This is a genomic window from Pseudomonas sp. 3B-A001-10F, assembly GCF_056313565.1.
On the sequence record NZ_JBQYFW010000029.1, the window covers coordinates 33228 to 52866 of the forward strand.

Annotated in this window: 18 protein-coding genes and 1 tRNA gene; 7 read left to right on the forward strand and 12 right to left on the reverse strand. The window is 59.6% G+C overall.

Annotated elements, in window-relative coordinates; translation table 11 throughout:
• Window positions 1–9 precede the first annotated feature (9 nt).
• Genes AC0ZWN_RS22385 through AC0ZWN_RS22395 form a run of 3 tightly spaced genes read right to left on the reverse strand, consistent with a single transcriptional unit; the run spans window position 10 to window position 2870 of the window.
• Entirely contained in the window at window positions 10–816 is an 807-nt protein-coding gene (locus AC0ZWN_RS22385; RefSeq protein WP_158960223.1) for an ABC transporter permease, read from the reverse strand.
• The gene (locus AC0ZWN_RS22390) at window positions 816–1736 is read right to left on the reverse strand and encodes an ABC transporter permease (protein ID WP_476336548.1); all 921 of its coding nucleotides are present in this window, start codon (window positions 1734–1736) and stop codon (window positions 816–818) included. Before AC0ZWN_RS22390 ends, AC0ZWN_RS22385 begins: the two co-directional genes overlap by 1 nt.
• Window positions 1737–1751: 15 nt before the next feature.
• On the reverse strand, window positions 1752–2870 hold the full coding sequence (locus AC0ZWN_RS22395; protein WP_476336550.1) for an ABC transporter ATP-binding protein: 1119 nt from the start codon (window positions 2868–2870) through the stop codon (window positions 1752–1754).
• A 225-nt stretch (window positions 2871–3095) separates the two neighbouring features.
• Between AC0ZWN_RS22395 and AC0ZWN_RS22400 the strand changes: the two genes are divergently transcribed.
• Window positions 3096–3998: a LysR substrate-binding domain-containing protein gene (locus tag AC0ZWN_RS22400; RefSeq protein WP_476336552.1), complete on the forward strand. Its 903-nt coding sequence runs from the start codon at window positions 3096–3098 to the stop codon at window positions 3996–3998.
• Here AC0ZWN_RS22400 and AC0ZWN_RS22405 read toward each other — a convergent pair.
• Window positions 3991–6048: a methyl-accepting chemotaxis protein gene (locus AC0ZWN_RS22405; RefSeq protein ID WP_476336554.1), complete on the reverse strand. Its 2058-nt coding sequence runs from the start codon at window positions 6046–6048 to the stop codon at window positions 3991–3993. The genes AC0ZWN_RS22400 and AC0ZWN_RS22405 overlap by 8 nt on opposite strands.
• A gap of 333 nt (window positions 6049–6381) precedes the next feature.
• On the opposite strand from AC0ZWN_RS22405, the gene AC0ZWN_RS22410 reads away from it, so the two are divergent.
• Window positions 6382–7599: an MFS transporter gene (locus AC0ZWN_RS22410; protein WP_476336556.1), complete on the forward strand. Its 1218-nt coding sequence runs from the start codon at window positions 6382–6384 to the stop codon at window positions 7597–7599.
• A gap of 182 nt (window positions 7600–7781) precedes the next feature.
• Here AC0ZWN_RS22410 and ychF read toward each other — a convergent pair whose 3' ends face one another.
• From ychF to AC0ZWN_RS22450, 8 genes are all read right to left on the reverse strand, one after another.
• Window positions 7782–8882, reverse strand: coding sequence for a redox-regulated ATPase YchF (ychF, locus tag AC0ZWN_RS22415; RefSeq protein ID WP_007912904.1), 1101 nt, complete (start codon window positions 8880–8882; stop codon window positions 7782–7784).
• 22 nt (window positions 8883–8904) lie between these two features.
• Complete coding sequence (gene pth / locus AC0ZWN_RS22420; protein ID WP_008079560.1) at window positions 8905–9489, reverse strand: aminoacyl-tRNA hydrolase; 585 nt, start codon at window positions 9487–9489, stop codon at window positions 8905–8907.
• A 171-nt stretch (window positions 9490–9660) separates the two neighbouring features.
• Window positions 9661–10263 carry a 50S ribosomal protein L25/general stress protein Ctc gene (locus AC0ZWN_RS22425; protein WP_093441442.1) on the reverse strand — a complete coding sequence of 201 codons (603 nt, stop codon included), beginning with the start codon at window positions 10261–10263 and terminating at the stop codon, window positions 9661–9663.
• Between the two features lie 141 nt (window positions 10264–10404).
• A complete protein-coding gene (locus AC0ZWN_RS22430) occupies window positions 10405–11346 on the reverse strand; it encodes a ribose-phosphate pyrophosphokinase (RefSeq protein WP_003171603.1) in 942 nt (313 codons plus the stop codon).
• 45 nt (window positions 11347–11391) lie between these two features.
• Window positions 11392–11466: transfer RNA gene (locus AC0ZWN_RS22435), tRNA-Gln, on the reverse strand.
• 36 nt (window positions 11467–11502) lie between these two features.
• Window positions 11503–12354, reverse strand: a complete 852-nt coding sequence (gene ispE, locus AC0ZWN_RS22440) for a 4-(cytidine 5'-diphospho)-2-C-methyl-D-erythritol kinase (RefSeq protein ID WP_476336559.1) — start codon at window positions 12352–12354, stop codon at window positions 11503–11505.
• Window positions 12355–12357: 3 nt separating this feature from the next.
• Window positions 12358–12975: a lipoprotein insertase outer membrane protein LolB gene (gene lolB / locus AC0ZWN_RS22445; RefSeq protein WP_016987219.1), complete on the reverse strand. Its 618-nt coding sequence runs from the start codon at window positions 12973–12975 to the stop codon at window positions 12358–12360.
• Window positions 12976–12978: 3 nt separating this feature from the next.
• On the reverse strand, window positions 12979–14703 hold the full coding sequence (locus tag AC0ZWN_RS22450; protein WP_093441433.1) for a tetratricopeptide repeat protein: 1725 nt from the start codon (window positions 14701–14703) through the stop codon (window positions 12979–12981).
• Between the two features lie 182 nt (window positions 14704–14885).
• Here AC0ZWN_RS22450 and hemA point away from each other — a divergent pair, with 182 nt between their 5' ends.
• From hemA to murI, 5 genes are read left to right on the forward strand one after another with little or no spacing between them, the layout of a single operon-like run.
• Window positions 14886–16172 (forward strand): glutamyl-tRNA reductase, encoded by a 1287-nt coding sequence (hemA, locus tag AC0ZWN_RS22455; protein ID WP_007951716.1) that lies wholly within the window; start codon window positions 14886–14888, stop codon window positions 16170–16172.
• On the forward strand, window positions 16169–17251 hold the full coding sequence (gene prfA, locus AC0ZWN_RS22460) for a peptide chain release factor 1 (RefSeq protein ID WP_077574521.1): 1083 nt from the start codon (window positions 16169–16171) through the stop codon (window positions 17249–17251). Before hemA ends, prfA begins: the two co-directional genes overlap by 4 nt.
• Window positions 17252–18082 (forward strand): peptide chain release factor N(5)-glutamine methyltransferase, encoded by an 831-nt coding sequence (prmC, locus tag AC0ZWN_RS22465; protein ID WP_095050607.1) that lies wholly within the window; start codon window positions 17252–17254, stop codon window positions 18080–18082.
• Window positions 18076–18831: a molybdopterin-synthase adenylyltransferase MoeB gene (locus AC0ZWN_RS22470; protein ID WP_476336563.1), complete on the forward strand. Its 756-nt coding sequence runs from the start codon at window positions 18076–18078 to the stop codon at window positions 18829–18831. The genes prmC and AC0ZWN_RS22470 overlap by 7 nt, the downstream gene beginning before the upstream one ends.
• The gene (murI, locus tag AC0ZWN_RS22475; protein WP_476336565.1) at window positions 18824–19615 is read left to right on the forward strand and encodes a glutamate racemase; all 792 of its coding nucleotides are present in this window, start codon (window positions 18824–18826) and stop codon (window positions 19613–19615) included. The genes AC0ZWN_RS22470 and murI overlap by 8 nt, the downstream gene beginning before the upstream one ends.
• The last annotated feature ends 24 nt before the right edge of the window (window positions 19616–19639 follow it).

Here is a 19639-nt window from a genome sequence, read left to right on the forward strand (position 1 = left end):
GTAGAAGGTTCAGGCGTTCTTTTTGCCCAACAGGTAAGAGAGGCTGACGAACAGCACCGAGACGCCGAGGATCAGCGTCGACACGGCGTTGACGTCGGGTGTCACGCCCATCCGTAGCAGGCCGAAAATGAAGATCGGCAGGGTCGTGGTGCCGGCCTGCGAGACCATCATCGAGATCACGAAGTTATCCAGCGAGACGATGAAGGCCAGCATCAGCCCGGAGAAAATCCCCGGCATCAGCAGCGGTAGAGTGACCTTGCGAAAAGTCCGCCACGGGCCGGCGTAGAGGTCGGCGGAGGCTTGTTCCAGCGACAGGTCCATGTCGTTCAGTCGTGCCCGAATCGGCAGGTAGGCGAAGGGAATGCAGAACACCGTGTGCGCGATGATCAGGTTGCCGTAGCCCAGCGACAGACCGATGGTGGAGAACAATGCGAGCGTCGCCACACCGACGACAATTTCCGGCAACACCAGTGGCAACATGATCGCGCCCATCGACAAGTGCAGGCCCTTGAACTTGGCTCCGCGTGAGGTACCGAGGGCGGCGAGGGTGGCAATCGCCGTGGCGATCATGCTTGCGCAGACGGCGATCAACAGGCTGTTGCCAGCGGCCTGGCGCAGGGCCTGATTGGCGAACGCGGCGCGATACCAATCGAGGCTGAATCCGGTCCACACCGTCGCCGATTGGTTGGCGTTGAACGAGAACACCACCAGCACCACGATCGGCGCATACAGGTACAGATAGAATAGAAAACTGAAGCCGCCGAAACCGGGGAAGTCCTGCACGCCCAGCCCTTTGCGTTTGAATAGGCCGATCATCACGCACCTCCTTTGGTGATGCGCTGACGCTCGGCGCGCAAGGCATACACGGTCAGCACCAGCATCACGGCGGCCATCAGCACCAGCGACAACGCCGCACCAAACGGCCAGTTACGCGCATCGCTGAACTGGCGGAAGATCAGGTTGCCGAGCATCATTCGCGTGCCGCCACCGAGCAGTTCCGGGGCGATCATCGCGCCCAGGCACGGTACAAAAGTGAGGATCGCGCCGGCGAGAATTCCCGGTTTGGCGATGGGCAATACCACTTTGCGCAAGGTGCGTATGCGTCCGGCGTAGAGATCCTGCGCGGCTTCGAGCAGGCGGATGTCCATCTTTTCCAGCGTCGCGTAAATCGGCAACACCACGAACGGCGCGTAGGTGTAAACCAACCCCAGCAGCACCGCGCCGTCGGTGTACAACAGCTGCAACGGTTCATGGATAACGCCCATGCCCATCAGGCTGTTGTTGATCACCCCGGTGTTGCGCAGCAGCAGAATCCACGCGTAAGTGCGGATCAGCAGGTTGGCCCAGAACGGCACGGTGATCAGAAAGATCAGCAAGCCACGGCGATGCGCCGGTTGCATGGCCAGCCACACCGCCACCGGAAAACCGATCAACAACGTGATGATGGTGGTCAACCCGGCAATGCCGATCGAGCGCAGGGCGATGATCAAATACGAGTCGGCAAACGCGAGGCTGTCGTCCAGTTGCCGCTCGAACAGCAGTGAGGTATAGGCGTCGCTGCTGAAGACTTTGTTGACCCCGCCGTAGGGGTTGGCCTCCATCAGCGAATAGCCGATGACGATCAGAATCGGCACCAGCAGAAACAGGCCGATGGCGATCAGCGCCGGGCTGACCCCGAGGAAACTCTGGAAAGCCTTGCGGCGTTCCAGCGTGTTGGCAATCGGTAAGGCGTGCATGGCAATTCCTCCGGCTCAATCGTGCAGGACGCTGGCGCTTCCACGGTCGAACAACAGACCGGCCTGAGAGCCCACGGCAAAGCGCAGGCTCTGGTCGACGCAATTGGGCGTACGCACGGTTAGGCGCGAACCGTCGCTGAGGCTGACCTGATATTGCAGATCGGTGCCGAGATAGATCTGCGCTTCGATCCGGCACGGCAGCGCGTTGTCCGTTGCGGCTGCCACCAAGTGCAGGCGCTCGGGACGTACCGACAAGGTGACGTTGGCGCCGACCTGCACATCGCTGCACTGTTGCCCGGGCAGCGGATGACCTGCCGGGCCGGCGAACCACGCCTGACCGTCTTCCACACGGGTGACGGTGCCTTCGATGAAATTGGTTTCGCCAATGAAGTCGGCGACGAAGCGATTGCGCGGCCGTTCGTAGATGTCTTCCGGCCGACCGACCTGCTGCACTTCGCCTTCGGACAACACGGCGATGCGGTCGGACATGGTCAGCGCTTCTTCCTGGTCGTGGGTGACGAAGATGAAGGTAATGCCGGTCTTGGCCTGGATGGTTTTCAGCTCTTCGCGCATCGCCTGACGCAGCTTGAGGTCGAGTGCCGACAACGGTTCATCGAGCAGCAGCACTTTCGGATGCGGTGCCAAAGCGCGGGCGAGGGCGACACGTTGCTGCTGACCGCCAGACAGTTGCGCCGGTTTGCGATTGGCGAAGCGCTCCATCTGCACCAGCGCCAACATCTCGCGCACGCGCTCGGCGATTTGCGCCTTGCTGAGGACTTTGCCCATTGGGTGCGATTCGAGGCCGAAGGCCAGATTCTCGGCGATGGTCATGTGCGGGAACAGCGCGTAATGCTGGAACACCGTGTTGACCGGACGCTGGAACGGCGGGCGATCAGCGATGTTTTCGCCGTAGAGCAGGATCTCGCCTTCGGTGGGAAATTCGAAACCGGCGATCATCCGCAGCAGCGTGGTCTTGCCGCAGCCGGAAGGGCCGAGAAGGGTGAAGAATTCGTTGTCGCGGATGTCCAGGTCGATGCTTTTCAGCGCCACCGGACCGGTCTGCGGATCACCGTAAACCTTGCGCACCGAGCGGATCGAGACCGCCAGCGTTTGCAGCGAATGCAGGGCATTCATGCGTTACCTCCGATTCCCCCATCGCCTGCGACTCGCTTTGCAAAGCGTTGCCGTCGGGCCATGGATATTATTTTTTTGGGCAGGATCGAGATTGCGTTCGGGTGTGAAACCAGCTGTTTTTTGTTCTGCTGTGGCTCGATTATCAGCCAGGGGTTGCGCGGCGCGACACTTCAATTTAAACATGGCAGGTGTTAGTAAATTTAACAGCCGAAGGTGCCAGGAATCATGCCCGACCACCGTTTGCCGCCGCTCAACGCGGTGCGCGCCTTTGATGCCGCTGCCCGTTTGGGCAGCTATGTCGAAGCCTCGAAAGCCCTGCACGTGACCCAGCCTGCGATTGGCCGCCACGTGAAATTGCTCGAGGACTGGCTGGGCATTCAATTGTTCGAGCGCACCTCGCGCGGAGTCAACCTGACGCCAGCGGGGGAGAAGTACCATCGCAAGATCAGCGCCGCTTTGCAGTTGATCATCGAGGCGGGCAAGGAAGCTCGGCCGAAAGATACCGAGCGCTGGCTGCGGATCATGGTGGTGCCGGGTTTCGCCAAGCGCTGGTTGATGCCTCGGATCGAAGCGCTGCGGCATTTGCGCCCGGGATTGAAACTGGCGATCGAGCCGAACTCGACCTTCACCGAAGTGGATGGCAAAAGCGCCGATCTGGGCATCGTCTACGGCCTCGACGGGCAGTATGCCGACTCACGGGAGGCGCTGATCTGCCCGCGGGTTTTTCCGATCTGCACGCCGGCGTATCTGGCCAGCATCGCACCGATCAACAGCCCGGCCGATCTGGTCAGCCACGAACTGATCCACGTCGACGACGGCGAATGGTGGAATCTGTGGTTCGCCGCCCATGACCTCGATATCCACCTCAATTCCGACATGCTTTACGTCAACAATGACCACGCGCTGTCGGTCGCCGAAAGCGGGCAGGGCATCGCGCTGGCCAACGAGGTGCTGGTGCGGCATGAACTGGCCAGCGGCAAACTGGTGCGCGCGGTCGACGCTCAGGTGAAGCTTGAGAGTTATCGGGTGCTGACGCCGTCCGCCGAACTCTCGGCGGATGTGGCGTGGTTTATTCAATGGCTCAAGGCTGAACTGGAAGCGGACTTCCCCGAGGCTGTGATCAACTGAGGCGGAAGCGTGCGGTGTTGTCACTCAGCGCTTTGCTACCCTGGCTCAGGGTGTCTGCGGCAAGATTCACCGCGCGTGCGCCTTCGAGCAGACGCACGGCCGCCTGATCGACCTGCTGGATATTGCCGCTGACTTCGTCGGCGGTGCTCGCCTGTTCCTCAACCGCCGTGGCGATCTGCGCCAACGTGTCGGTGACGCTCTGTACGGCGCTGGCGATTTCTCCTAAACGCTCACCGAGACCGGTGACCGAATCGGCATCGGTTTGCGCCTGACCGCACGCGGCTTCCATCAAACTCACGGCTTCGTTGACCGTCGCGCGCAGGCTGTCGACCGTGCCGGCGATTTGCGCGGTGGACGACTGCGTGCGTTGCGACAGGCTGCGCACCTCGTCGGCTACTACGGCAAAGCCGCGACCCTGCTCTCCCGCGCGTGCCGCTTCGATGGCTGCGTTAAGCGCCAGCAGGTTGGTCTGTTCGGCGACACCGCGAATCGTGTCGACGACCAATTGAATCTGCTGGCCTTGCTCGCTGACCCGGCCCAACGCCGCGGCCGTTTCATTCAAACGCTGATTGAGCTGTTGAATACTCGCGGTGGTGCGCTGGCTGTCGCGGCTGCTGTCGGCGGCGATGCGCCGGGTGTGTTGGGCGCTGCCAGAGGCCTGCTCGCAACTCTGCGCCACGCCTTGCGACGTTGCGGCCAACTGCGTGGCAGCTGCGGCGATCTGGCTGATCTGCAACTGCTGCGCCTCGACTTCGCCGAGAGCGCCGCTGGAGTGTTCGTTGAGGCTGCGCACGGCATGGCTCAGTTGCGAGGTTTCGTGATCGACACCGAGCATGCTCGCCCGCAGTTGCACCACGGCAACGTTGAGTGCGGTGCTGATCGCTGCCAGCTCATCGCGGCCCTCCACCGGTACTTGGAGACTGAGGTTGCCATCGCGCAGGGCTTCGGCGAGCAGGGTGATGCCGCTGGCGCTGCGGCGGATCGAGGCTTGCAGGCAGACAAACAGGTACAACGCCGCGAGCAGCAGGCAGCCGAAGATCGCCGCGACGATGATGAACTGGCGGATCGCTGAGCTGTGGTAAGCGTCAAGTCGCTGATCCAGTGACACCAGCGATTGCTGGCGCAGTGCGGCTAGGTCGGTCAGCAGCGCATCGAGGCTGCGTTCGAACTCTTCGGGTTTGAGATTGATAGAGCCGCCGAACACGCCGTCGTCCAACACCTTCAGACCGCTGTCGAGGTTTTTGAGGCTGTCGTGGTATTGGCTGGCCCAGCTCTGCTGATCTTTCGGCAAGCGTGCTTCGAGCAGCGTGGCGGTTTTGACCAATTGCTCGCGGGCATCGCCGATACGGCTGCGCAAGTCGCGCAACTGCAAACGGCTTTGCAGGGTGAATTGGCCGGAGACGACCGAGGCCTGGCCGACGGCGGCAAGGCGTCCAACGCGTTCGATCAGGTCCGGGGCGTGTTGCGTGGAGATCTGCGTGAGCAGATAAGTTTCCAGCCACGGTGCGAGCGTCAGGCGATTGTCCATGACGATCTGCTCGCGCAACGCTTGCAGGGCGCTGAGGGCGCTGGTGAAACGGTCGTAGCCGTCCGGCCACCAACCGACACCGCTGAGGCTTTTCGAGTCCAGGCCGTTGAGCGCGGTTTGCAGCGCTTGATAGCGGGTGAGTGTTTCCCCCTCGGCGCCTTCATTTTTCAGCGCAGCGCCTAAATCGGTGGTGGCTTGCAGAACCGCCGGTTGCACCGCGTCGAATGCGCCCATGGCGGCGAGGGTGGCCGGCGTCGGTTGGCGATTGGTTTCCGTGGCGCGCCAGCGCGCGGCGCGGTCACGTTGGGCGGCGAGCAGGTTGTCCAGCGCATCCAGCGCGAGCAACTGACGCACGCCGGCACGTTCGCCGGAAATCAGATTGAGTTTGTCGCGATAGTCCTGGCCAATCATCAACAGGCTGCCGGCCAACGGCAGAATGAACAGCAGAAACAACAACTGGAATTTACCTGCGAAGCCAAACCGCCCCAGCAATTTGATCCCCGGTGAAAGGAAAGCCTGCATGCCCCATGACTCCTCTGGACACCACGCACCAATGGCGTGCATCGCGGTCGTGCGACGTTGATGTTGTGCCCTGCTAAAAGGCCTCGAAAGTTCACTCTCGCCCGCTCTGTAGGCCGGCTCTGTAGCGAAACTTCCCATTGTCGGTCGCCTTTGTAAGGCGCCCGCGTTCAAGGGATGAAACAAGGCAAGATTCAGACCATGGCGTTGCGCTATCACTTTGCAGTCGACGACCAGTCAGTTAGTTAGCTGGCTAAGGGGATGGCGCTGGCGCACCGAAAAATGGCACATTGACGCACCTGCCTGCGTGCACCCATCTGCTGTCCGGAAACTTTCATGGCTATCAGCAACGTTCAGACCGCCGCTGCCTCGGCGCCCGCTGCTCCGCAAAGCAGTCCATTGGTGATGCGTATCATCGGCGCGGTGGCGCTGGCGCATTTGATCAACGACCTGATCCAGTCGGTATTGCCGTCGATCTACCCGATGCTCAAGGCCAATTACGGCCTGACCTTTACTCAGGTCGGCCTGATTACTCTGACCTTTCAGCTGACCGCATCTTTGTTGCAGCCGTGGGTCGGTTATCACACCGATCGGCATCCGAAACCCTGGCTGTTGCCGGCCGGTTCGATTTGCACGTTGATTGGCATCGTGATGATGTCGATGGTCGGCAGTTTCCCGTTGATTCTGCTGGCGGCGGCGCTGATCGGTATCGGTTCATCGACGTTCCACCCGGAAGCCTCGCGGATTGCGCGGCTGGCTTCGGGCGGACGCTTTGGTCTGGCGCAATCGACCTTCCAGGTCGGCGGTAACGCCGGTTCCGCGTTCGGTCCGTTGCTGGCGGCGGCGATCATCATTCCGTTCGGTCAGGCCAACGTGGCGTGGTTCGGCCTGTTCGCGGTGTTTGCGTTATTCGTGCTGTACCGCATCAGTCGCTGGTACGCCCATCACTTGAACCTGTTCAAGCTCAAGGCCGGTCAGGCAGCGACTCACGGGCTGTCGAAGGGCAGGGTGACCAGTGCGTTGGTGGTGCTGGGGTTGTTGGTGTTCTCCAAGTATTTCTACATGGCCAGCCTGACCAGCTATTTCACCTTTTACCTGATCGAGAAGTTCGACCTGTCGGTGGCCAGTTCGCAACTGCACCTGTTCCTGTTCTTGGGCGCGGTGGCGGCGGGGACGTTCTTCGGTGGGCCGATCGGCGACAAGATCGGGCGTAAGGCGGTGATCTGGTTCTCGATCCTCGGTGTGGCGCCGTTCACGTTGCTGATGCCTCACGTCGATCTGTTCTGGACCACTGTTCTCAGTGTGGTGATCGGCTTCATTCTGGCCTCGGCGTTCTCGGCGATTGTGGTTTATGCGCAGGAACTGGTGCCGGGCAATGTCGGGATGATTGCCGGAATCTTCTTCGGACTGATGTTTGGTTTCGGCGGGATTGGCGCGGCGCTGCTCGGCCATCTGGCGGATATTCACGGGATCGAGTACGTGTATTTCCTCTGCTCTTTCCTGCCGTTGTTTGGCGTGTTGGCAATCTTCTTGCCGCGTACCAAAAAGGCCTGATTCACGCATTTCCCATTGTAGGAGTGAGCCTGCTCGCGATAGCGGTGTGTCAGTCAGCACATCTGTAGCTGATAGAACGCTATCGCGAGCAGGCTCACTCCTACAGGGGGAATGTGTTGAGGCATAAATTTCAGGCACAAAAAAGCCGCGTATCAAACGCGGCTTTTTCTTGGGCGTAACGCTTACACGTTGAAGCGGAAGTGCATCACGTCGCCGTCCTTGACGATGTAATCCTTGCCTTCCAGACGCCATTTACCGGCCTCTTTGGTGCCGGCTTCGCCCTTGTACTGGATGAAGTCGTTGTAGGCGATGACTTCGGCACGGATGAAGCCTTTCTCGAAGTCGGTGTGGATCACGCCGGCAGCCTGAGGTGCGGTGGCACCGACTTTGACGGTCCAGGCGCGGACTTCTTCGACACCGGCGGTGAAGTAGGTCTGCAGGTGCAGCATTTCGTAACCGGCGCGGATCACGCGGTTCAGGCCAGGTTCTTCCAGGCCCAGGGCCTCGAGGAACATGTCCTTCTCTTCGCCGTCATCGAGCTCGGCGATTTCAGCTTCGATCTTGTTGCAGACCGGAACGACCATGGCGCCTTCTTCTTCGGCGATGGCGCGAACCACGTCCAGGTGCGGGTTGTTCTCGAAACCGTCTTCAGCAACGTTGGCGATGTACATGACCGGTTTGGTGGTCAGCAGGTGGAAGCCCTTGATCACGGCCTTTTCGTCAGCGCTCATGTTCTTCATCAGGCTGCGCGCCGGTTTGGCTTCGGTGAAGTGCGCGATCAGTTGCTCAAGCAATGCTTTCTGAACGACTGCATCCTTGTCACCGCCCTTGGCGTTGCGCGCAACTTTCTGCAGTTGCTTCTCGCAGCTGTCGAGGTCGGCGAAGATCAGTTCCAGGTCGATGATTTCGATGTCGCGTTTCGGGTCGACGCTGTTGGAAACGTGGATCACGTTTTCGTCTTCGAAGCAGCGCACCACGTGAGCGATGGCGTCGGTCTCGCGGATGTTGGCGAGGAACTTGTTGCCCAGGCCTTCACCCTTCGAGGCGCCGGCAACCAGGCCTGCGATGTCTACGAATTCCATGGTGGTCGGCAGGATGCGCTTCGGATTGACGATGGCCGCCAGTGCTTCCAGACGCGGATCCGGCATCGGCACGATGCCGCTGTTCGGCTCGATGGTGCAGAAGGGGAAGTTCTCGGCCGCGATACCGGATTTGGTCAGGGCGTTGAACAGGGTGGACTTGCCGACGTTAGGCAGGCCGACGATGCCGCAATTGAATCCCATGGTGTTTCCCCTCGGAGTAGAGTCAGGCCTTCTGGCTGTGCAGGTTTTTCATCGCGCGGTTCCATTCACCGGCGAGGATATCCGGCAGCACGCCGAGGGCAAAGTCGATGCTGGCATCGAGTTTTTCCTGTTCGGCGCGTGGCGCACGACCCAGGACGAAATTTGAAACCATACTGGCGACGCCCGGGTGGCCAATGCCAAGCCGCAGGCGGTAGAACGTATTCTGATTACCCAGTTGCGCAATGATGTCGCGCAACCCGTTGTGACCGCCATGGCCGCCGCCCTGCTTGAGCTTGGCAACGCCCGGAGGCAAGTCGAGTTCGTCATGCGCCACCAGAATTTCTTCAGGCTTGATGCGGAAGAAACCGGCGAGTGCCGCCACGGCCTGGCCGCTGCGGTTCATGTAAGTGGTGGGGATCAGCAGACGAACATCCTGACCCTGATGCGAATAGCGCCCGGTCAGGCCAAAATATTTGCGATCGGCCACAAGATTCACATTCTGTGCGTGGGCGATGCGCTCAACAAAAAGGGCCCCTGCGTTATGCCGGGTCTGGTCGTATTCGGCGCCTGGATTTCCCAGGCCAACGATCAGTTTGATGGCAGTCACGATAGGGGCCCTTCCTTTGAGTGGTGAGTAACATCGCCGTGATCAGGAAAAGCGGCGAAAGTGGACGAAAAATGCTCATTTACCATGGATGTAAACTCCGCGTTCTCGCCCGCTTTCTCGCTACGTTCCAGTCCGCGATGTTACTTGCTCACTCAGGCTAAACAGAGTGAATTACTCTGCTGCGCCTTCTTCGGTAGCTTCTGGAGCAACGCGTGGAGCGTGTACGTTTGCAACAGCTTTGTCGTCACCGTGAGCCAGTGCAACGAACTCAACGCCTTTAGGGGCTTTGATGTCGGACAGGTGGACGATTGCGCCGATTTCCAGAGCCGACAGGTCGACTTCGATGAACTCAGGCAGATCTTTCGGCAGGCAAGTTACTTCGATTTCGTTCAGGACGTGCGAGATCTCGCCGCCTTTCTTGATCGGAGCTTCTTCACCAACAAAGTGCACAGGCACGATAGCGGTCAGTTTCTGACCGGCTACGACGCGTACGAAGTCAGCGTGCAGAACGTGACCCTTGGACGGGTGACGTTGCAGAGCTTTGATGATGACGTTCTGCTTTTTGCCGCCAACGTTCAGTTCGATAACGTGGCTGTAGGCAGCTTCGTTTTCGAGCAGTTTGGCAACTTCTTTGGCCAGCATGCTGATGGATTCAGGGGCTTTTTCGCCACCGTAAACAACAGCTGGAACCAGAGCGGCGAGACGACGCAGGCGGCGGCTCGCACCTTTCCCCAGGTCGGAACGCACTTCAGCATTCAGAGTAAAATCGTTCATTTTGTATCTCCAAAATAGCCATGACCGAGTGGCGTTTGCGACCAGCGCCGAACACGGTATGGGCAAAAAAGCCCCGCCCCGGCAGGAATGCCGGGGCGGGGCGCTTTTCGTCAACGAGACATTTCGAGAAGGGCAGGGCCCTTAACGGAACATCGCGCTGATCGATTCTTCATTGCTGATGCGGCGAACCGCTTCGGCAACAACCGGTGCGATATCCAGTTGACGGATACGTGCACAGGCTTGTGCTGCAGCGGACAGCGGGATGGTGTTAGTCACCACCAGCTCGTCCAGCACGGAATTTTCGATATTCTCGATGGCCCGACCCGACAGCACAGGGTGTGTGCAGTAGGCAAAGACCTTGGCTGCGCCATGCTCTTTCAGGGCCTTGGCCGCGTGGCACAGAGTGCCGGCGGTATCGACCATGTCATCGACCAGAATGCAGGTACGCCCTTCGACATCACCGATGATATGCATCACTTCAGAGTGATTGGCTTTCTCACGGCGTTTGTCGATGATCCCGAGGTCCACGCCCAGGGATTTGGCAACAGCACGTGCACGCACGACGCCGCCAATGTCCGGGGACACGATCATCAGGTTTTCGAAGCGCTGATCTTCAATGTCATCCACCAGAACCGGGGAGCCGTAGATGTTATCTACCGGAATATCGAAGAAACCCTGAATCTGGTCAGCATGCAGATCAACCGTGAGAACACGGTCGATGCCGACTACGGTGAGCATGTCAGCAACGACTTTCGCGCTGATAGCCACACGTGCGGAACGCGGACGGCGATCCTGACGGGCATAACCAAAATAAGGAATAACAGCAGTGATACGAGTAGCCGAGGAGCGGCGGAAGGCATCAGCCATCACTACCAGTTCCATCAGGTTATCGTTGGTCGGGGCGCAAGTCGGCTGAATAATGAAAACGTCTTTACCGCGAACGTTTTCATTGATCTCGGCAGTAATTTCGCCGTCGGAGAACTTACCGACAGAGATGTCACCGAGAGGGATATGCAGCTGACGTACAACACGCCGAGCCAGATCGGGGTTAGCATTCCCCGTAAAGACCATCATCTTGGACACGCGCAGTACCTAGAGGCTGAGGGTAACCTGGATGAGTATAGAAAATGGCAGGGGCGGCTGGATTCGAACCAACGCATGGCAGGATCAAAACCTGCTGCCTTACCGCTTGGCGACGCCCCTGTATCTGTTGCATCAAGTGCCGTGCACTTGGTTCCTTTAGAGCAGACTTTGCAGCTTGCGGTGCAACATCGAAACGTTGCTGCCTTTGGCTACAAACCCTGTAAGGGTCTCTGTCAGAAGGGCCGAGACTTTATCAGCTTCAGCTTTGCTTGGGAAGCCCCCAAACACACAACTTCCAGTTCCGGTGAGTTTTGCTTCGGTAAATTTACCTAACAAATCCAATGCGTTACGTACTTCTGGATAACGCCTTGCAACCACCGGCAAGCAGTCATTTCGACTGTTTCCCTCGGGAACGGGGCGCACTTTAATGGGCGGCGTGTTACGTGTCAACAAAGGATCGGAAAAAATTTCTGCCGTACTTACAGAGACTTGCGGCACGAGCACCAGATACCACGGTTCTTCGGGATCCACGGGGGTGAGTTTCTCGCCCACGCCCTCGGCAAACGCCGCGTGGCCACGGACGAAAACCGGTACGTCGGCCCCCAGCGAAAGGCCCGGTGCGGCCAGGCGATCTTCATCCCAGCCCAACTGCCACAAATGATTCAGGCCGAGCAAAGTCGTCGCCGCGTTCGAGCTGCCGCCACCAATTCCGCCGCCCATGGGCAGGACTTTATCAATCCAGATATCGATGCCGAGCGTGCAACCGGACTGTTGCTGGAGCATTTTTGCTGCACGCACGATCAGGTTGCTGTCATGCGGCACGCCGGCGAACTCGGTGTGCAGTTGAATCACACCGTCATCACGCACGGCAAAAGTGATTTCATCGCCGTAATCGACAAACTGAAACAGCGTCTGCAATTCGTGATAGCCGTCTTCACGGCGACCGAGAATGTGCAGCATCAGGTTGAGTTTGGCCGGCGACGGCAGGGTCAGGCGTGCAGCGGTCATGGGTTACTGCCCCAACTTGCGCGGTTGCCAGGTCTTGATCACCAGCGTCACGTCGAGGTCAGTGCCGTGCAGTTTGATGCGCTCGGGCAACCAGTAACCGTTTTGTTCGGTGTAAGCGGTGTATTCGACCTTCCAGCCATCCTGTTCCAGGTTGGCCAGACGGCTGTCGGCGTCCAGGTTCAGGCGACTTTTGCTGTCTGGAGCGGGCAGGCCACGCACCCACCAGGCCAGATTCGACACCGGCAGTTTCCAGCCAAGCTGTTCTTCGAGCAGGGCTTCAGGGGACTGCGATTCGTACCGCCCCTGATTGGCGACTTCCAGCGACACTTTGCCTGGACGCCCAGTCAGGCGTGCGGCGCCACGACCCAGCGGGCCGGACAAACGAATGTCGTAGTAATCCTGACGTTGCAGCCAGAACAGCGTGCCGCTACCGGAATCTTTCGGTGCGCGGATGCCAATCTTGCCGTCGATCTGCCAGCCATCAAGGCCGGTCAGCTGTTGTTTGTTAGCGGCCCATTGAGCCGGACTGCCGTGGCCCTCGACCGATTCGCGGGTACCAAAACCCGAGCAGCCGGCGAGCAGGGCGATGAAGCTGAAAACAATAACGTGGCGCAAAAACATGGGTTAAAGAGTCTCGGATCCGGTCAGGCGCTTGATGGTGCTGCGCAGAATGGTGCTGTCGGGCTGATCCTTGAGGAATTTGCCCCAGATTTGTTTGGCTTCACGCTGGTTGCCCTTGGTCCACAACACTTCACCGAGGTGCGCAGCGACTTCGTGATCAGGGAAGCGCTCCAGCGCCTGACGCAGATATTTCTCGGCGTCATCCAGATTGCCCATGCGGTAATTCACCCAGCCGAGGCTGTCGAGTACGGCTGGGTCTTCCGGATTGATCTGGTGCGCCTGCTCGATCAGCGCTTTCGCTTCAGCGTAGCGTGTGGTGCGGTCGGACAAGGTGTAGCCGAGCGCGTTAAGCGCCATGGCGTTGTCCGGATCGCGCTTGATGATCAGGCGCAGGTCTTTTTCCATCTGCGCCAGGTCATTGCGTTTTTCCGCGAGCATCGCCCGGGTGTAGAGCAGATTCAGGTCGTCCGGGTATTGCTGCAAGGCGTGTTGCAATACTTTCCAGGCCTTGTCGTCCTGTTTGTTGGCCGACAGGGTTTCCGATTCGATCAGATAGAGCTGAATCGCGTAATCCGGTTGCTCGTCGCGCTGGGCGGCGAGTTTGCTCTGCGCTTCAGCGGTCTTGCCGTTGTTCATCAGAATATCGGCCTGACGCAATTGCGCCGGCAGATAATCATTGCCCGGGCCAACCTGGGCGTATTCGATAAGGGCACCTTGCGGGTCGTTGCGCTCTTCAGCGATGCGACCGAGGTTCAGGTGCGCCGAATCGACGTGACTTTCGCGGGCGATCAAATCTTCCAGATAACCCTTGGCCTCGTCCCAGGCCTTGGCTTCCAGGCAGACCAGAGCCAGCGAGTAACGCAGTTCGTCGTCTTCCGGGTATTGCTGAACCAGACTGGAAAACTCGGCCTTGGCGTCGTCCATGCGGTCTTGCTCAACCAGCATGCGCGCGTAAGTCAGGCGCAGGCGTTTGTCGTCCGGGTACTTCTTGATGCTTTTTTGCAGCAGGGGCAGGGCTTCGTCGCCACGGTTCAGCAATTGCAGCAGGCGCGCGCGCAGCAGAATCGGGGCGATCTCGCCTTCTTCCGGCGGGTGGTCTTCGAGCAATGCCAGAGCGGCTTTGTTGTCGCCGTCCTGTTGCAACAACAGGGCCTTGCCGAAAATCAGCTGGCTGTTGTTCGGATGGCGCTGCAACAAACGGTCGAAACTTTTCATCAGGCCGTTACGGGTTTCCTGATCGGTATCGGCGGCCGACAGCGCGAGGAAGTCGAAATGGGTATCGCCCTTGCCCTGCAGGACTTTCTCCATATAGACCATCGAGTCGTCATAACGCCCGGCGCGCGCCAGTTGCACGGCGGCGGCGCGTTGCGCTTCGAGGTCGTCCGGGGCGTTTTTCGCCCAGATCAGCGCGGTATCGAGGGCCGGTTGATCAGCGCCCAGATATTCGGCGATACGGAACGCACGCTCGGAGACGCCCGGATCCTGGGTGTTGATGGCCTGGGTCACGTAGTTATCCAGGGCAATGTCGAAACGATTGCGCTGGCCGGCGAGTTCGGCGCTCAACAGGCTGAAAACGGTTTCCTCGCTGAACGAGCTGTAAACCTTGGGCTTTTCAGGCGCAGGCGTGGTGTCTTCGACCGACGGCGTACCGTCCGGCGAAACGGGCGCCAAGGCCTGGCAGCCGCTGAGGAAGACAAAAGCGAGGAGCAACGCGGAAGATCTATTCATATAGGAAGAGGACGACTAACCTGCGGTCGGATCATCATGACACAAGCCTTCGGCCAAACATAACCGAGACTCAATTGTGCCCATTATAGGGGCTGACGATTGGGACAATAGTCAGCGGTAGTTGTTCTGAATCTTTCGAAGTAGGACAATTGCCGGCTTCACGTCACCATCAGCGACCTTGAATGGCCTTCCTTGCACTCGGTATCAACCACAAGACTGCTTCAGTAGACGTCCGCGAGCGCGTGGCTTTTACTCCTGAACAGCTGGTGGAGGCCTTGCAGCAGCTCTGCCGACTGACCGACAGCCGCGAAGCTGCGATCCTCTCCACCTGCAATCGCAGTGAGCTTTATATAGAACAGGATCAGCTTTCGGCCGATATCGTGCTGCGCTGGCTGGCCGACTATCACCATTTAAGCCTCGATGAGCTGCGCGCGAGTGCTTATGTGCATGAAGATGATGCGGCAGTTCGTCACATGATGCGCGTCGCCTCCGGGCTCGACTCGCTGGTGCTGGGCGAGCCGCAAATTCTCGGTCAAATGAAATCGGCCTACGCCGTGGCCCGCGAGGCCGGCACCATCGGGCCGCTGCTGGGGCGGCTGTTTCAGGCAACCTTCAATGCCGCCAAACAGGTACGCACCGACACCGCCATCGGTGAAAATCCGGTATCGGTGGCGTTTGCCGCCGTCAGCCTGGCCAAGCAGATTTTCAGTGATTTGCAGCGCAGTCAGGCTCTGTTGATCGGCGCCGGCGAGACCATCACTTTGGTCGCCCGCCATTTGCACGAGCTGGGGGTCAAGCGCATCGTCGTTGCCAACCGCACGCTGGAACGGGCCAGTCTGCTGGCCGAGCAGTTCGGTGCTCACGCGGTGTTGCTCTCGGACATCCCGGCCGAACTGGTGCGCAGCGATATCGTCATCAGTTCAACCGCCAGTCAGTTGCCGATTCTTGGCAAGGGCGCGGTGGAAAGCGCATTGAAACTGCGCAAGCACAAACCGATCTTTATGGTCGACATCGCCGTTCCCCGGGATATCGAGCCGGAAGTCGGCGAGTTGGACGACGTTTACCTCTACAGCGTTGACGATCTCCACGAAGTGGTCGCCGAAAACCTCAAGAGCCGCCAAGGCGCAGCGCAAGCCGCCGAAGAGATGGTCTCGGTCGGCGCTGACGATTTCATGGTGCGCCTGCGCGAACTGGCGGCGGTCGACGTGCTCAAGGCCTATCGTCAACAAAGCGAACGCCTGCGCGACGAGGAGCTGCAAAAAGCCCTGCGCCTGCTGGCCAATGGCGGCAACGCCGAAGACGTGCTCGGGCAACTGGCCCGTGGCCTGACCAATAAACTGTTGCATGCGCCCAGTGTGCAACTGAAAAAGCTTTCTGCCGAAGGCCGCCTCGATGCGCTGGCCATGGCCCAGGAACTCTTTGCCCTTGAGGGCTCACCGGATAGCTTTTCGGATAAAAAACCGCAATGAAAGCGTCACTGCTCAACAAGCTGGATGTCCTCCAGGACCGTTTCGAGGAACTGACCGCGCTGCTCGGCGACGGCGAAGTCATTGCCGATCAGGCCAAATTCCGTGCTTATTCCAAGGAATACGCCGAACTTGAGCCGGTGGTACAAGGCTATAAAAAGCTGCTCAGCGTACAAAGCGATCTTGAAGGCGCACAGGCGCTGCTCAAGGACAGCGACCCGGACATGCGTGAAATGGCCGTGGAAGAAGTCCGCGAAGCCAAGGAATTGCTGATCACCTTGGAAGCCGACCTGCAACGCATGTTGCTGCCCAAGGATCCCAACGACGGCCGTAACGTCTTTCTCGAAATCCGTGCCGGCACCGGTGGCGACGAGGCCGCGATCTTCTCCGGCGACCTGTTCCGCATGTACTCGCGTTACGCCGAGCGTCGCGGCTGGCGTGTCGAGATCCTGTCGGAAAACGAAGGCGAACACGGTGGCTATAAAGAAGTCATCGCCCGCATCGAAGGCGACAACGTTTACGGCAAGCTGAAATTCGAATCCGGCGCGCACCGCGTACAGCGTGTACCCGCCACCGAATCCCAGGGCCGTATCCACACCTCGGCCTGCACCGTGGCGGTATTGCCCGAGCCGGACGAGCGCGAAGCCATCGAGATCAACCCGGCGGATTTGCGCGTCGATACGTTCCGCTCCTCCGGGGCCGGCGGTCAGCACGTTAACACCACCGACTCGGCGATCCGCATCACGCACATACCGACCGGCACCGTCGTCGAGTGTCAGGAAGAACGTTCCCAGCACAAGAACCGCGCTCGGGCGATGGCCTGGCTGTCGGCCAAACTCAACGATCAGCAAACCGCAGCGGCGGCCAACGCGATCGCCAGCGAGCGTAAATTGCTGGTTGGCTCGGGCGACCGTTCCGAGCGAATTCGTACCTACAACTTTGCTCAGGGCCGGGTCACTGACCATCGCGTCAACCTGACCCTGTACTCCCTTGACGAAATTCTTGCCGGTGGCGTTGAAGCGGTGATCGAGCCATTGCTGGCCGAATACCAGGCTGACCAACTCGCAGCGATAGGTGAATAAATGACCATCATTGCCAGCCTGTTGCGTGCCGCTGAATTGCCGGATTCACCGACTGCGCGTCTGGATGCCGAGTTGCTCCTTGCCGCTGCACTGGGCAAATCGCGCAGTTTTCTGCACACCTGGCCCGAGCGCATCGTGCCGAGTGAAGCAGCACTGACTTTTGCCGAGTACTTGCAACGCCGCCGTAGCGGTGAGCCGGTGGCTTATATTCTCGGGCAGCAGGGTTTCTGGAAACTCGATCTTGAAGTCGCGCCGCACACGCTGATCCCGCGTCCTGACACTGAATTGCTGGTGGAAGCGGCGCTGGAGTTGCTCCCCGCGACGCCGGCCAAAGTGCTCGACCTCGGCACTGGCAGTGGCGCAATTGCGTTGGCCTTGGCCAGCGAACGCCCAGCGTGGAAAGTCACTGCCGTGGATCGTGTGCTGGAAGCTGTCGCACTTGCCGAACGCAATCGTCAGCGTCTGCATTTGAACAACGCCACGGTGCTGAGCAGTCATTGGTTCAGCGCGCTGGAAGGTCAGCGTTTCCAGTTGATCATCAGCAATCCGCCGTACATCGCTGCGGCCGATCCGCATCTGGTCGAGGGCGATGTGCGCTTCGAACCGGCCAGTGCGCTGGTTGCCGGTGAGGATGGACTCGACGATCTGCGTTTGATCGTCGCGCAGGCTCCGGAACATCTGGAGGCGGCTGGCTGGCTGATGCTCGAACACGGCTATGATCAAGCCGAAGCCGTGCGCGATCTGCTGCTCACGCGCGGTTTTGAAGAAGTCCACAGCCGCACTGATCTGGGCGGCCATCAACGCATCAGTCTGGGGCGCCTGCCGTGCTGAATGATCAGGAATTGCTGCGCTACAGCCGGCAGATTCTGCTGCAACACATCGACATCGACGGGCAACTGAAGCTCAAGGGCAGTCGCGTGTTGATCGTCGGCCTCGGCGGTCTCGGCGCTCCGGTGGCGTTGTATCTCGCGGCGGCGGGTGTCGGTGAGCTGCACCTGGCGGATTTCGATACGGTCGATCTGACCAACCTGCAACGCCAGATCATTCATGACACCGACAGCGTCGGCATGAGCAAGGTCGACTCGGCGCTCAAGCGTCTGGGCGCGATCAATCCTGAGATCCAACTGATCGCTCATCGTCAGGCACTGGACGAGGATTCTCTCTCTGCTGCTGTGGCGGCGGTGGATCTGGTGCTCGACTGTTCCGATAATTTTTCCACCCGCGAAGCGGTCAATGCTGCGTGTGTGGCGGCGTGCAAACCTTTGGTCAGCGGCGCGGCGATTCGGCTGGAAGGGCAGTTGTCGGTGTTCGACCCGCGTCGTGCCGAGAGTCCGTGTTACCACTGTTTATACGGGCACGGCAGCGAAGCCGAACTGACTTGCAGCGAAGCCGGTGTGGTCGGGCCGCTGGTCGGTCTGGTCGGCAGCCTGCAAGCACTGGAAGCCTTGAAGGTCTTGGTCGGTTTCGGTGAGCCGCTGGTGGGCCGTTTGCTGTTGATCGATGCCCTCGGTTCGCGTTTCCGTGAGTTGCGCGTCAAGCGTGACCCAGGCTGCAGCGTCTGTGGTCCGCGCCATGCGTGAAGCGCCGATCGGCGTGTTCGACTCCGGTGTCGGCGGCTTGTCGGTGCTGGCGGAAATCCAGCGTTTGCTACCCAATGAAACGTTGCTCTATGTCGCCGATTGCGGGCACATTCCCTACGGTGAGAAAACCCCGGATTTCATCCGTCAGCGTTGCAGCGTGATGGCCGGGTTTTTCCGCGAGCAAGGCGCCAAGGCCTTGGTCATCGCGTGCAATACCGCGACGGTCGCGGGTGTCGCCGATCTACGCCGTGATTTCCCTGACTGGCCGCTTGTCGGCATGGAGCCTGCGGTCAAACCTGCCGCTGCCGCGACCCGCAGCGGAGTGGTCGGCGTGCTCGCCACCACCGGCACGTTGCAGAGCGCCAAGTTCGCCGCACTGCTTGATCGCTTTGCCACCGACGTGCGCGTGATTACTCAGCCATGTCCCGGTCTGGTCGAGCTGATTGAAAGCGGCGATCTGCACAGCGCCGAGTTGCGCCAGTTGCTGCAAGGGTATGTCGAGCCACTGTTGGCCAGCGGTTGCGACACGATCATTTTGGGCTGCACCCACTATCCCTTTCTCAAGCCGATGCTCAAGTCGATGATCCCCGCGGACATTAGCCTGATCGATACTGGCGCTGCTGTGGCGCGGCAACTTCAGCGGCTTTTGGCGGAGCGCGATTTGCTCGCTGTCGGCCCGAACCAACCGGTCAGATTCTGGACCAGCGCCGATCCTGAGTACTTCAAAAACATCCTGCCACTGCTCGGACAAAACGCTGGCGAAGTGCAAAACTTCGACTTGTAAAAAAATTGTGAAATAACTAAAAAA